Origin of the sequence: Microbacterium sp. 4-7 (assembly GCF_014332665.1) — a bacterium.
GTDB lineage: Bacteria > Actinomycetota > Actinomycetes > Actinomycetales > Microbacteriaceae > Microbacterium.
On sequence record NZ_MCRH01000005.1, the window covers coordinates 68,436 to 80,894 of the forward strand.

10 protein-coding genes are annotated in these 12,459 nt (G+C 69.5%); 4 read left to right on the forward strand and 6 right to left on the reverse strand.

Annotated features, from left to right (window positions below):
• Positions 1-108: 108 nt before the first annotated feature.
• From BEP68_RS10410 to BEP68_RS10435, 6 genes are all read right to left on the reverse strand, one after another.
• On the reverse strand, positions 109-1,506 hold the full coding sequence (locus tag BEP68_RS10410; protein ID WP_187249928.1) for a rhamnulokinase: 1,398 nt from the start codon (positions 1,504-1,506) through the stop codon (positions 109-111).
• Positions 1,503-3,539 carry a bifunctional aldolase/short-chain dehydrogenase gene (locus BEP68_RS10415; protein ID WP_187249929.1) on the reverse strand — a complete coding sequence of 679 codons (2,037 nt, stop codon included), beginning with the start codon at positions 3,537-3,539 and terminating at the stop codon, positions 1,503-1,505. The genes BEP68_RS10410 and BEP68_RS10415 overlap by 4 nt, the downstream gene beginning before the upstream one ends.
• A complete protein-coding gene (locus tag BEP68_RS10420) occupies positions 3,536-4,390 on the reverse strand; it encodes an alpha/beta hydrolase (protein WP_315985302.1) in 855 nt (284 codons plus the stop codon). Before BEP68_RS10420 ends, BEP68_RS10415 begins: the two co-directional genes overlap by 4 nt.
• Positions 4,391-4,464: 74 nt before the next feature.
• A complete protein-coding gene (gene rhaI, locus BEP68_RS10425; protein ID WP_053098756.1) occupies positions 4,465-5,631 on the reverse strand; it encodes an L-rhamnose isomerase in 1,167 nt (388 codons plus the stop codon).
• A complete protein-coding gene (locus BEP68_RS10430; protein WP_072590718.1) occupies positions 5,628-6,020 on the reverse strand; it encodes an L-rhamnose mutarotase in 393 nt (130 codons plus the stop codon). Before BEP68_RS10430 ends, rhaI begins: the two co-directional genes overlap by 4 nt.
• 95 nt (positions 6,021-6,115) lie before the next feature.
• The gene (locus BEP68_RS10435; RefSeq protein WP_187249931.1) at positions 6,116-7,081 is read right to left on the reverse strand and encodes a serine hydrolase domain-containing protein; all 966 of its coding nucleotides are present in this window, start codon (positions 7,079-7,081) and stop codon (positions 6,116-6,118) included.
• A gap of 65 nt (positions 7,082-7,146) precedes the next feature.
• On the opposite strand from BEP68_RS10435, the gene BEP68_RS10440 reads away from it, so the two are divergent.
• The 4 genes from BEP68_RS10440 to BEP68_RS10455 all read left to right on the forward strand — a co-directional run bounded on the left by BEP68_RS10440 (position 7,147) and on the right by BEP68_RS10455 (position 12,427).
• On the forward strand, positions 7,147-8,922 hold the full coding sequence (locus BEP68_RS10440; protein ID WP_187249932.1) for an ABC transporter ATP-binding protein: 1,776 nt from the start codon (positions 7,147-7,149) through the stop codon (positions 8,920-8,922).
• 28 nt (positions 8,923-8,950) lie between these two features.
• Positions 8,951-10,042, forward strand: coding sequence for a Gfo/Idh/MocA family protein (locus tag BEP68_RS10445; protein ID WP_187249933.1), 1,092 nt, complete (start codon positions 8,951-8,953; stop codon positions 10,040-10,042).
• Positions 10,039-10,968, forward strand: coding sequence for a hypothetical protein (locus BEP68_RS10450; RefSeq protein WP_187249934.1), 930 nt, complete (start codon positions 10,039-10,041; stop codon positions 10,966-10,968). The genes BEP68_RS10445 and BEP68_RS10450 overlap by 4 nt, the downstream gene beginning before the upstream one ends.
• 163 nt (positions 10,969-11,131) lie before the next feature.
• Entirely contained in the window at positions 11,132-12,427 is a 1,296-nt protein-coding gene (locus tag BEP68_RS10455) for an ABC transporter substrate-binding protein (protein ID WP_053098762.1), read from the forward strand.
• Positions 12,428-12,459: the final 32 nt, after the last annotated feature.

The following is a 12,459-nucleotide window of genomic DNA, read 5'->3' on the forward strand; positions in this document are numbered from 1 at the left end:
GTCTCCGGCGCCTGAGAGGGCGGGCATCCGCACCCGCACAGGGATTCGCACCGGCATCCATCGGGGATACGGGCGGTCGGATGAGGGGCTGCGACGGGCGTGAGGGAGTCAGCGCGGGTCGAAGCGCTCCGGTTCGTGCGTCGCGGCGACGAGGGCGCGCAGCTCCTCGAGGGATGCCGGGGCGGCGCCGAGAGCCCGTGCCTGCACGAGCACGTTGCCGAGGGCTGTCGCCTCGACGGGGCCGGCGAGCACGGGACGGCCGGTGCGATCCGCGGTGGCCTGGCACAGCAGACGGTTCAGCGAGCCGCCTCCCACGAGGTGGATGCTGTCGAGTGCGCGCCCTGACAGATCGGCTGCCGTCTGCACGGCATCCGCGAAGGCGGTCGCGATCGACTCGACGATCGACCGGGCGAAGGCGGGTCGCGTCGTCGGAGCCTCGGCCCCGAGCAGTGTCGTGATGCGCGCGGGCATGTCTCCCGGTGCGCTGAGCGACGCGTCGTTCGCGTCGAAGAGGGGCACGTCGTCTGTCACGGCGGATGCCGCGGCCAGCAGCTCGGGCAGGTCGATCCGCGAGCCGTCCTCCGCCTCCCACGCGCGCACGGTCTCGCTCAGCAGCCAGAGCCCCGTCACGTTGTGCAGGAAGCGGTAGCGACGGTCCACGCCGAGCTCGTGCGTGAAGTTCGCCTCGCGCGCGGCATCCGTCAGCACCGGCTCGGTCAGCTCGACGCCGACCAGCCCCCAGGTGCCGCACGAGATGTAGGCGGAGTGCGGGGTCGACAGGGGAGCGGCGACGACGGCGGATGCTGTGTCGTGCGACCCGACCGCGATCACCGGCAGCTTCTTGCCGATGCGCTCGACCAGGTCCGCGCGGAGTGTGCCGATCGTCTCGCCCGGATCGACGAGCGTCGGCAGGATGTGCGTCGGGATGCCGATGCGCTCGGCGAGCTCGGCGTCCCACTCGCCCGACTCGACGCCGAGGAGCCCGGTGGTCGAGGCGTTCGTCCGCTCGGCCACCGCTGTTCCGGTGAACAGGAACGCGATGAGGTCGGGAATGAGCAACGCGGTGTCGGCGTCGGCGAGGCGGGCATCGACGCGGTACTGGTACAGCGTGTTGAACGGCAGGAACTGCAGTCCGTTGCGGCCGTAGAGCTCGGCGAAGGGCGCGACCGTGTGCACCTCCTCGACCCCGCGCGCCGTGCGCGCGTCGCGGTAGTGGAACGGCTCGGCGAGGAGTTCGCCGTCTCGCAGCAGGCCGTAGTCGACGGCCCACGAGTCGATGCCGACGCTCTCGATCGCCGGTTCGCGCCGTACCGCCTCGGCGAGCCCTGCGACGACGTGCTCGTAGAGAGCGCCGAAGTCCCAGTGCAGACCGTCTTCGCGCTCGACGGGCCCGTTCGGGAACCGCGAGACGAGTTCGAGGTCGAGCCGGCCGTCGCCGATCCGGCCGATCATGACGCGACCGCTGGTCGCCCCGAGGTCGACGGCGGCGACGGACCGCACCGTCATCGCAGGAACGCCGCGGCGACGCCGGAGTCGACCGGGATGTGGAGACCCGTCGTGCGGCTCAGCTCGGGACCCGTCAGCACGTAGACGGCATCCGCCACGTTCTCGGGAACGACCTCGCGCTTGAGGATCGTGCGGTTGGCGTAGAACTGGCCGAGGTCTTCTTCGGCGACACCGTAGGTCGCGGCACGGTTCGCGCCCCAGCCGGAGGCGAAGATGCCCGAGCCGCGCACGACACCGTCGGGGTTGATGCCGTTGACGCGGATGCCGAACTCGCCGAGCTCGACGGCCAGCAGCCGCACCTGGTGGGCCTGGTCGGCCTTGGTCGCCGAGTAGGCGATGTTGTTGGGGCCGGCGAAGACGGAGTTCTTCGACGAGATGTAGATGATGTCGCCGCCGAGCTTCTGGTCGATCAGCACGCGGGCCGCGGCCTTCGACACGAGGAACGAGCCCTTCGCCATGACGTCGTGCTGCAGGTCCCAGTCCTTCTCGGTGGTCTCGAGCAGCGGCTTCGACAGCGAGAGACCGGCGTTGTTGACGACGAGGTCGACGCCGCCGAACGCGAGCACGGCGTCGTTCAGCGCCGCCTGGATGGCATCCGCATCGGCGACGTTCGCCGCGACGCCGATCGCGACGTCGGTGCTGCCCAGCTCGGCGGCGGCCGCCTGTGCCTTCTCGAGGTCGAGGTCGGCGATGACGACGCAGGCGCCCTCTGCGGCGAGGCGGGTGGCGATGGCCTTGCCGATGCCGCTGGCGGCTCCGGTGACGAAGGCGATGCGTCCCTGGTGCGACTTCGGCTTCGGCATGCGCTGCAGCTTGGCCTCTTCGAGCGCCCAGTACTCGATGTCGAACTTCTCGGCGTCAGAGATGGGCGAGTAGGTCGACAGTGCCTCGGCGCCGCGCATGACGTTGATCGCGTTGACGTAGAACTCACCGGCGACGCGGGCGGTCTGCTTGTTGGCGCCGTAGGAGAACATTCCGATGCCGGGCACGAGCACGATGAGCGGGTCGGCGCCGCGGATCGCGGGCGACTCGGCGGTCGCGTGCGCGTCGTAGTAGGCCTGGTAGTCGGCGCGGTACTCGGTGTGCAGTTCGTGCAGACGGGCGATCTGCTCATCGGCGGATGCCGTGACCGGCAGGTCGAGGATCAGCGGCTTGACCTTGGTGCGCAGGAAGTGGTCGGGGCAGCTCGTGCCGAGAGCCGCGAGTTCAGGGGCGCGCTCGGAGGCGAGGAAGTCGAGGACGACGTCGGAGTCGGTGAAGTGGCCGACCATCGGCTTGTCGGTCGACGCGATCCCGCGAATGGTGCCGGCGAGGGTCGCTGCGCGCTCACGCCGCTCGGCCTCGGGGAGTGCCTCGAAGCCGGCACGGACGCCGCCGAACGGATCGGCCTTGCCGTTGGCCTCGATGTAGGCGGCCGCGGTGTCGATGATCCAGAGGGAGTTGGCTTCGGCCTCCTCCGACGTGTCGCCCCAGGCTGTGATGCCGTGGCCGCCGAGGATCGTGCCGATGGCCTGCGGGTTCTTCGCCTTGATGGCGGCGATGTCGAGTCCGAGCTGGAATCCGGGGCGACGCCACGGAACCCACACGACCTTGTCGCCGAAGATCTTCGCCGTCAGCTCTTCGCCGTCGGCCGCGGTGGCGATCGCGATGCCCGAGTCGGGGTGCAGGTGGTCGACGTGCGCGGCGTCGACGAGCCCGTGCATCGCGGTGTCGATCGACGGAGCTGCACCGCCCTTGCCGTGCAGGCAGTAGTCGAACGCGGCGACCATCTCGTCCTCACGGTCGAGGCCCGGGTAGACGTCGACGAGTGCGCGCATGCGGTCGAGGCGCAGCACGGCGAGACCCTGCTCTGTGAGCGTGCCGAGGTCTCCACCCGAACCCTTGACCCACATCAGCTCGACGGGCTGACCCGTGACGGGGTCGGTCTCCGTGCCCTTCGCCGACGTGTTGCCACCGGCGTAGTTGGTGTTCTTCGGGTCGGCGCCCAGGCGGTTCGACCGCTCGATGAGGGCGGCGGCGGTGGGGTTGGTCATGGCTGTTCCCTGTTCTGTGGAGACGTGGCGAGGATGCGGGCGGCGAAGCGGTCGATCGATGCTGTCGCTGCCGCGAGTTCGGGCTGATTGAGGTGGCCGTGGCGGGTGCCCGCCTCGGTCGAGATGTCGATTTCGACGCCCGCGTCGCGCAGCAGGGCGCCGAACGCCTCGCCGGAGACACGGAGCTCGTCGACCTCGCCGTTGATCATGATCGTGGCGGGGAAATGCGAGAGCTGGGCGGGGGACGCGGTGCCGGGCACGGCGTAGACGTCGCCACCGTCGACCGGTCCGCCGAGGTAGTTCTCGTACATGCCGCGCACCGGGTCGGGGCCGAACACGTCGGCATCGGGGTCCGCGTCGAGAGCGGCGCGCAGCGCAGCATCCGGGGCTGCCTGCACGGCGTGGAGCGTCGGATAGGCGAGCACCGCGAGCGCAGGGAAGGGCCCGGGGCCGTGACTGAGACGCAGAGCCGCGCCGGTCGCGAGGTTGCCGCCGGCGCTCGCTCCGCCGATCGACCACGGCCCCTCGGCGAGGCCGGAGTCGACCGCCCAGCGGAATGCGGCCTCGACCTCCTCGGAGGCGACCGGGTAGTGCACGCCCTCTCGCTCGGGTGCCCCGGCTGCCGCAGCCCAGGTGCGAGGGAAGGGAGCCAGCGCGTAGTCGACCGACACCAGGGCGATGCCGCGCTCGGCGAAGCTCTGCGCGACCCAGTCGGCCTCCGGCATGTCGATCTCACCGGCGGCGAACCCTCCGCCGTGCACCCAGACGAGTCCGGGTCCGACGGGAGAGGTCGGGGTGTACACCCGCACGCGCAGCGGTCCGTGCGGTCCGTCGAGCACCTGCTCGTTCACGGTGTCATCCGTTCTGTCGGGGGCGTCGGGATGCGGGGATCGGCTCCCGCATCCCGACGGGTCGGGGTGCGGGCTCAGGCGCCCCAGCCGGCCTGCACGCCACCGACGCGGTCGGCGGCGATCTTCTGCTGGTAGCCCGACTCGGCGTAGGCCGCCATCGGGTCGGCTGCGAGGCCGCGCGACTCTCGCCATTCGGCGAGCGCGGGGCGCACGTCGGTGTAGAACGCGTCCATGAAGACGGCGTTGGCGGCGAGCACGTCGCCGGACTTCTGCGCCGCGGTCAGGGCGTCGCGGTCGACGATCAGCGCACGCGCCGTCATCTCCTGCACGTTGAGCACCGAGCGGATCTGACCGGGGATCTTGTCCTCGACGTTGTGGCACTGGTCGAGCATGAACGCCACATCGGGGTTGTTCAGGCCGCCGCCGCGCACGACCTCGAACAGGATGCGGAACAGTTGGAAGGGATCGGCCGCGCCCACGATGAGATCGTCGTCGGCGTAGAAGCGCGAGTTGAAGTCGAACGACCCGAGCTTGCCGAGGCGCAGCAGCTGCATGACGATGAACTCGATGTTGGTGCCGGGTGCGTGGTGGCCCGTGTCGAGGCACACCATGGCCTTGTCGCCGAGGGACGAGACCTGGGCGTAGGACGTGCCCCAGTCGGGAACATCGGTGTGGTAGAACGCCGGCTCGAAGAACTTGTACTCGAGCACGAGGCGCTGGTCGTCGCCGAGGCGTGCATAGATCTGCTGCAGCGACTCCTGCAGGCGGTCCTGACGGCCGCGCAGGTCGGCCTGCCCCGGGTAGTTCGAGCCCTCGGCGAGCCAGATCTTCAGGTCGCGGCTGCCCGTGGCATCCATCACGTCGATGCAGGCGAGGTGGTGGTCGATCGCCTTCTGGCGGATCGACGGGTCTTCGTGGGTCAGCGCGCCGAACTTGTAGTCGTCGTCCTGGAACGTGTTGGAGTTGATGGTGCCCAGTGTCACGCCGAGGTCCTCGGCGTGCTTGCGCAGGTCGGAGAACGAGTCGACCAGGTCCCACGGGATGTGCAGGGCGACCGAGGGCGCGAGCGCCGTGTACTTGTTCACCTGCGCGGCATCCGCGATCTTCTCCCACGGGTCGCGGGGCGTGCCGGGCGTGCCGAACACCTTGAAGCGCGTGCCGGAGTTGCCGAACGCCCAGCTGGGGAGTTCGATGCCCTGCTGTTCGAGGGCGGCGAGGTTGTCGGACGAGAGGATGCTCATGAGGCGCTGCCTTCGGTGTCGGTGCGGTTGTCGATGTCTGATGCGGGGGAGTCGCCGGCGTCGGCGAGCTGGTCTTCGAGGTGGAACACCTCGGCGAGTGCGGTGGCGGCCTGGTCGGGGCGTCCGTCGAGACCGATGAAGAATCGGCTCATCTCGGACTCCCAGCGCGCGGCGACGGGGGAGGCGGCGAGATACGCCTGGGCGGCGGCATCGTCGTCGGTCTCGTAGTAGCCGACGAGCGTGCCGCCCTCGGCGAGGAACAGCGAGTAGTTGCGGCGGCCGGCTGCCGCGATCTCGCCCAGCATCTCGGGCCAGACCGGCGAGTGACGGGCGAGGTATTCGTCGAGCAGTTCAGGACGCACCTGCAACTGGAACGCGACGCGGGTCATGTTGGTTCTCTCTTCATCGAGCGGGTTTTGAATCGTTTCATTCAATGTCTCAACCCTAGACACGGGCGGGCGACGTGTCAAGCGAGCGTCGGCGGTCACACCGCGGTGATGACCGCGTTGTCGAGCTGATCGGCGTCCACGCCCGGGCGCACGGCCGCGTTCGTGAGCAGCACCCAGCAGACGCCCGCCGTCGGGTGCACCCAGAACTCCGTGCCCGCCCACCCGCCGTGGCCGAAGACGTCACGGTCCACCAGCCCCGGCGCTCGTGAGCGCAGGTTGAACGTGAAGCCCCAGTCCTGACCGCGCTCAGAGGGGTACGGGTCGAGGCGGGGGATCGCGCCGGTCAGCGGGCGGAGCATCATGGCCAGTCCCGCCGGAGACAGGATGCCGTCTTTCGCGCCCTGGCCGATGCGCAGCAGCTCGGCGCCGAGGTGCAGGAGATCCTCGGCTCTGCCCAGGAGTCCTGCGCCGGGAGCACGCGTGGCGTGGAACCGGTCGAGGTCGAGTCCGCCGGCCGCGGCATCCGGAACCCCGAGGGACTCGCTCGGGTCGAGGGTCAGGCCGATCGCGCCGATGCGATGCGCCCAGTCGAATGTGCCGGCATCCCAGGTCGAACCGGTCGCGTGCTCGATCAGCGCCGCGATCCCCTCGAAGGCCATGGTGGAATACCGCGACGCGGTGCCGGCGGCGAAGTCCCGCCCCTGGCTGAGCAGCTCGTCGCGCAGCGGAAGCGCGGTGTCGAGAGCCGGCTCGGAGATCCCCGAGGTGTGGGATGCCAGGTGCCACAGCCGCACGATGTCGTCACGAGAGATGCCGAACTGCGGCAGGGCGTCGGCGAGCGGAGTGTTCGGGGTGAGCAGACCCCTCTCGATGGCGCGCGCCGCCGTGATGCCGGTGAGCACCTTCGTGATCGAGAACAGCGGATAGACGGCATCCGTCGCGGCCCCGAAGCCCTCGAGGTCGACGATCCCGTCGGCGGTGGCCATGCCGAGCACGGCTGTCGGCAGGCGCTCCGCCTGCACGTGACCACGTGCCCAGTCGAATGCTGCGTCGAAGGTCATGGCTGCTCCTGCTGATTCGGATGGTCCCGCTTCCCAGACGGGTGCGGTGACTCTACGATAGGACCATGGCACAGAAAGCGCTTTCCCATCCGGCCGCGCTCATCGACGGTGATCACCCGACCCGCTCCGTGCTGCGCCTCGTCGCCCGCCGTCCCTGGCGACTGACCTTCGCGATCACGGCCTTCGCGATCAAGGAGATCCCGCTCTGGTTCCTGCCGGTGATCACCGCCGCGATCATCGACGTCGTGGCGAGCGACGGCGATGTCACCGAGGTGCTGTGGTGGTTCGCGCTGGCCGCCGTGCTGCTGCTGCAGAACTACCCGAACCACATCATCTACACCCGCAACTTCATGACCGTGGTGCGAGACCTCGGTGCCGATCTCCGCAACGCCCTCACCGCGCGACTGCAGAGCCTCTCGATCGGGTACCACACGAGGATGAGCTCCTCGATCGTGCAGACGAAGGTGGTGCGCGACGTCGAGAACGTCGAGCTCATGCTGCAGCAGGTCACGCATCCGCTCCTGTCGTCGACCATGGTGATGCTCGGCGCACTCAGCATGACGGCGGTCACCGTGCCGCAGTTCCTTCCCGTGTACGCCCTCGCCGTGCCGATCGCGATCGGCATCCGCTACGGCATGCGCAATCGATCGCAGCGTCGCAACGAGGTCTTCCGGCGCGAGATCGAGACGCTGTCGGCCCGCGTCGGCGAGATGGCGTCGCTGATCCCGGTCACCCGCGCTCACGGGCTCGAGGAGACGGCGATCAACCGCGTCGCGGGCGGGGCGGATGGCGTGCGCCGCGCCGGACTCGACCTCGACCTGCTGAACGGCCGGGTGGCCTCGATCTCCTGGGTCGCGATGCAGCTGCTCGGCGTCGCCTGCCTCATGCTCGCCGCCGTGTGCGCGCTCACCGGCTTCCTCCCGATCACGCCGGGCGAGGTCGTGATGCTCTCGAGCTACTTCACGCTGCTGACCGGCGGGCTCACCCAGCTGCTCATGCTCATTCCCGTCGGCGCCCGCGGGCTCGAGTCGGTGCGCTCGATCGCCGAGGTGCTGCAGGAGCCCGACGTCGAGCAGAACTCCGGCAAGCGCGTCGTCTCGGCGGTCGCCGGCGAGATCGTGCTCGACTCTGCGACGCATCGCTACGCGGATGCCGACGACGACGCCCTGTTCGAGATCGATCTGCGGATCGCCCCCGGCGAGACGGTCGCCTTCGTGGGATCGTCGGGCTCGGGCAAGTCGACCCTCCTGAACCTCGTGCTCGGATTCGTCCGTCCGACGAGCGGCCGCATCGTGCTCGACGGCGCCGACATGCAGGAGCTCGACCTGCGCACAGTGCGCCGGTCGATCTCGGTCGTGCCGCAGGAGTCGGTGCTGTTCGAGGGATCGGTCTTCGACAACATCGCCTACGGCATGCCCGACGTCACGCCCGATCGCGTCGAACAGGCGCTGCGAGACGCCAACGCATGGGAGTTCGTGAGCGAGCAGTCGCAGGGGTGGGACACGGTGGTCGGCGAGCGCGGAGCGCGCCTCTCGGGTGGTCAGCGCCAGCGTCTGGCGATCGCCCGCGCGCTCGTGCGCGATCCGCGGATCCTGCTGCTCGACGAGGCGACGAGCGCGCTCGACCCCGAGTCCGAGGGACTCGTCAAAGAGGCCCTCGAACGGCTCATGCGCGGTCGCACGACGCTCGTGGTCGCGCACCGGCTGTCGACGATCCGGCAGGCCGATCGCATCGTCGTGCTCGAGCACGGACGTATCGTCGAACAAGGCTCGCACGATGAGCTGCTCGCCGCCGACGGGCGATACGCCCGCCTGCACCTGGTGCAGAACGGCATCAGATGACCCCGGCTCAGCGTCCTGAGGAGGAACGATGACAACCGAGAAGACCCTTCGCGCGGCCCTGGTCGGCACCGGGGCGGTGGCGAACGCGCACGCCCGCGCGGTCGCCGCGTACCCGCGCGCCGAGCTCGTCGCCGTCGCCGACCTCAGCCGGGAGAAGGCGCAGGAGTTCGCCGGCCGATACGGCATCGATGCCGCCTACGGCGACCTCGACGAGATGCTCGCCGCCGAGCACCCCGACGTCGTGCTCATCTGCACGCCGCCCGGGCCGCACCGTTCGCAGTCGCTCGCAGCCTTCGCAGCCGGCGCGCATGTGATCGTCGAGAAGCCGCCGGCACCCTCGCTCGATGAGCTCGACGAGATGCGCGCCGCGGCCGAGGCCGCGGGCAGGCAGCTGGCGGTCGTCTTCCAGCAGCGCACCGGCACGGCCGCGGCGCACGTGCGCGGGCTGCTGCAGAGCGGAGCCCTCGGCCGCCCGCTCGTCGCCGTGTGTCAGACGCTCTGGTTCCGTGACGCCGACTACTTCGCGGTGCCGTGGCGCGGCAAGTGGGAGACGGAGGGCGGCGGAACGACCCTGGGCCACGGCATCCACCAGATCGACCTGCTCGCGCACCTGCTGGGCGACTGGTCGTCGGTGCAGGGCAGGCTCTGGCGGCTCGACCGCGAGACCGAGACCGAGGACGTCTCGACCGCGACCATCGTCTTCGACCGGGGAGTGGTCGCGCAGCTCGTCACCAGTGCCGTGTCGCCGCGAGAGACGAGCTCTATCCGCATCGACACCCAGAAGGCCACGGTCACGGTCGACCACGTCTACGGCCACGGTCATGAGAACTGGCGGATCACCCCGGCGCCCGGCTTCGAGTCGGAGGCCGAGGGATGGGCGCTCCCGGATGCCGAGGAGCGCAGCGACCACGAGCCGCTGCTGCGCGACGTGTTCGACGCTCTGCTGGAGGGAGCAGCCCTGCCTCCTACCGCTGATGCACCCGCACGCTCGCTCGAGATCGTGGCGGCCATCTACGCCTCGGCCGCTGCAGACGGCACGGTGATCACCCCCGAGCTGCTGGGCTCGCACCCCACGCACCGGGCCGGCTTCGCGAGTCCGGTCACCGATCTCCGCAGATGAGAGAGCTCTACCGCGACCCCGTCTACGACGGCGCCACCGACCCGCGGGTCGTGGTCGACGCCGACGGGCTGTGGTGGATGTTCTACACCCAGCGTCGGGCGAGCCTCGCCGATGCGGGACCGGGGGTGTCGTGGGTGCACGGCAGCCGGATCGGGGTCGCGACATCGACCGACGGTCTGGACTGGCGCTACGACGGAACGCTCGAGCCCGCGGCATCCGATCTCGTCCTCGAGCCCGGCCCGCCGCCCGCCGAGGTCGACCGCACCCACTGGGCCCCGGAGGTCTTCTGGGACGGTGCGCGCTGGCGGATGCATCTCACCGAGATCGACGGAATCCCCGACCGCTGGCCGGGGTTCGCTCGCGCCATCGTCGAGTACGTCTCCGACGACCTGCGGCACTGGTCGAGATGCGGCCCGCTCGTGCTGAGCAGCGATCGTGTGATCGATGCGGCCGTCGCGCGCACGCCCGACGGACTGTGGCGCCTCTGGTACAAGGATGAGGCGGCGGACTCGGTGACCATGGTCGCGTCATCGCCCGACCTCGTGGACTGGTCCCTCGACGGCGTCGCGATCGGAGGACGGCCGCACGAGGGGCCGACCGTGTTCGAGCTCGGCGGTCTCTGGTGGCTGATCGTGGACGAGTGGCGGGGGATGGGCGTCTATCGCTCCGACGACGGCACGCGCTGGACGCGTCAGGGTGATGCGGATGCCGTGATCCTCGCTGATCTGCCGACCGGAGGGGTCGGCAGTCACGGCGCGCAGGTGCGCATCGGCGACGACCTGTGGTTCTACTTCTTCGCCGCCGCCGCGGAGCGGGCTCCGGCCCACGCTGCGACGGGCGAGCAGAGGCGATCCGCCGTGCATCGCGTGGGGCTCGAGGTCGAGGGCGGGAAGCTGATCGTGAGAGGATCGAAGACCCCGCGGTAATCGATGTAATCCCCGCCGCGAATTGCCGGTTGCGAAACGTTTCAATCTGGATTAGCGTGCAGGTAAGCGTTTTCCCCGCACGATGGAGATCGCATCCCGCACCACATGGACACAGGCGTTCCGCGGCCCTGCCGAACGAGGACGTTCATCAGAGAGGACAACGATGTTCAGCAAGAAGCGTCTGGCGGCCGCAGCGGCCGTCGCCACCAGCGCAGCGCTGGTACTCGCCGGCTGCGCCGGCGGAGGCAGCCCCGAGGGCGAGCCCACGTACGACCCCGACGAGAAGGTCACCCTCGACCTGGCGTTCTGGGGCAACGACGTCCGCGCCGATCTCTACAACCAGGCGATCGAGGCGTTCAACGAGGAGTACCCGAACATCACGGTGAACGCGACGTTCCTCGGGTTCCCGGAGTTCTGGGAGAAGCGCCAGACCGAGGCCGCCGGCGGCGGACTCCCCGACGTCATGCAGTTCGACTACTCGTACCTGCGTCAGTACTCGGAGAACGGCCTGCTGCTCGACCTCGAGCCCTACCTCGGCTCGGTCATCGACACCGAGCCGCTCTCCGAGAACATCCTCGGCATCGGCGTCGTCGATGACACGACCTACGGCATCACCACCTCGACCAACGCGTGGGGCGTCTTCACCAACCCCCAGCTGCTCGAGACCGCAGGCGTCGAGGAGTTCCCCGGGGGCGACTGGGAGGACTACGACGAGTGGATGGGCGAGATCACCGATGCCGGCGCGGGTGAGTTCTGGGGCGGGTCCGACTGGACGGGGCGCATCCAGAACTTCGAGCTGCAGCTGCGCAGCGAGGGCAAGAACCTGTTCGACGAAGACGGCACGCCCGGCTTCGACGAAGACCGTCTGAAGGAGTTCTGGGAGGCCGGAGACGACATCCGCGACGGAGTCGTCGTTCCGCAGCAGGTCGTCGAGGAGCTCAACCCCCTCACCGCGTTCGACGCCGCGAAGAACGCCAGCGAGCTGACGTGGGACAACTTCGGTGCGGGCTACCTGGCCAACCTCGGCGAGAGCTACACCGAGCTCGGCCTCGTCGCCCCGCCGGTCACGAAGGAGGGCGCGAAGGATCTGTACCTGAAGCCCTCGATGCTGCACACGATCTCGGCCAAGACCGAGCACCCGGAGGCGGCGGCGACGCTCGTCAACTTCCTGGTCAACTCGCCCGAGTCCGGCGAGATCTTCGGCACCAACCGTGGCCTCCCCGCATCCGAGACCGCTCTCGAGGCCGCAGAGCTCGATCCCATGAGCCAGCTCGTCAAGGACTACGAGGAGTCGATCGCCGACCGCCTCGGCGACGCTCCGCCCGTGCCGATCGTCGGCTACGGCACCCTCGAGGAGAAGTTCCGGGTGCTGGGCACCGAGCTGAACTTCGGCACCACGACGGTCGACGAGGCCGTGACGCAGTTCTTCTCCGAGATGGACGTCGTCCTCAACCAGTGATCCCGTCGGTGGGCCGGGTGGCATCCGCCCGG

Bases quoted from the DNA above. Each gene is read 5' to 3' on its own strand.
- BEP68_RS10410 (WP_187249928.1), bottom strand. From the start codon at position 1,506: ATGACGGTGCGGTCCGTCGCCGCCGTCGACCTCGGGGCGACCAGCGGT.
- BEP68_RS10415 (WP_187249929.1), bottom strand. From the start codon at position 3,539: ATGACCAACCCCACCGCCGCCGCCCTCATCGAGCGGTCGAACCGCCTG.
- rhaI (WP_053098756.1), bottom strand. From the start codon at position 5,631: ATGAGCATCCTCTCGTCCGACAACCTCGCCGCCCTCGAACAGCAGGGC.
- BEP68_RS10430 (WP_072590718.1), bottom strand. From the start codon at position 6,020: ATGACCCGCGTCGCGTTCCAGTTGCAGGTGCGTCCTGAACTGCTCGAC.
- BEP68_RS10435 (WP_187249931.1), bottom strand. From the start codon at position 7,081: ATGACCTTCGACGCAGCATTCGACTGGGCACGTGGTCACGTGCAGGCG.
- BEP68_RS10440 (WP_187249932.1), top strand. From the start codon at position 7,147: ATGGCACAGAAAGCGCTTTCCCATCCGGCCGCGCTCATCGACGGTGAT.
- BEP68_RS10445 (WP_187249933.1), top strand. From the start codon at position 8,951: ATGACAACCGAGAAGACCCTTCGCGCGGCCCTGGTCGGCACCGGGGCG.
- BEP68_RS10450 (WP_187249934.1), top strand. From the start codon at position 10,039: ATGAGAGAGCTCTACCGCGACCCCGTCTACGACGGCGCCACCGACCCG.
- BEP68_RS10455 (WP_053098762.1), top strand. From the start codon at position 11,132: ATGTTCAGCAAGAAGCGTCTGGCGGCCGCAGCGGCCGTCGCCACCAGC.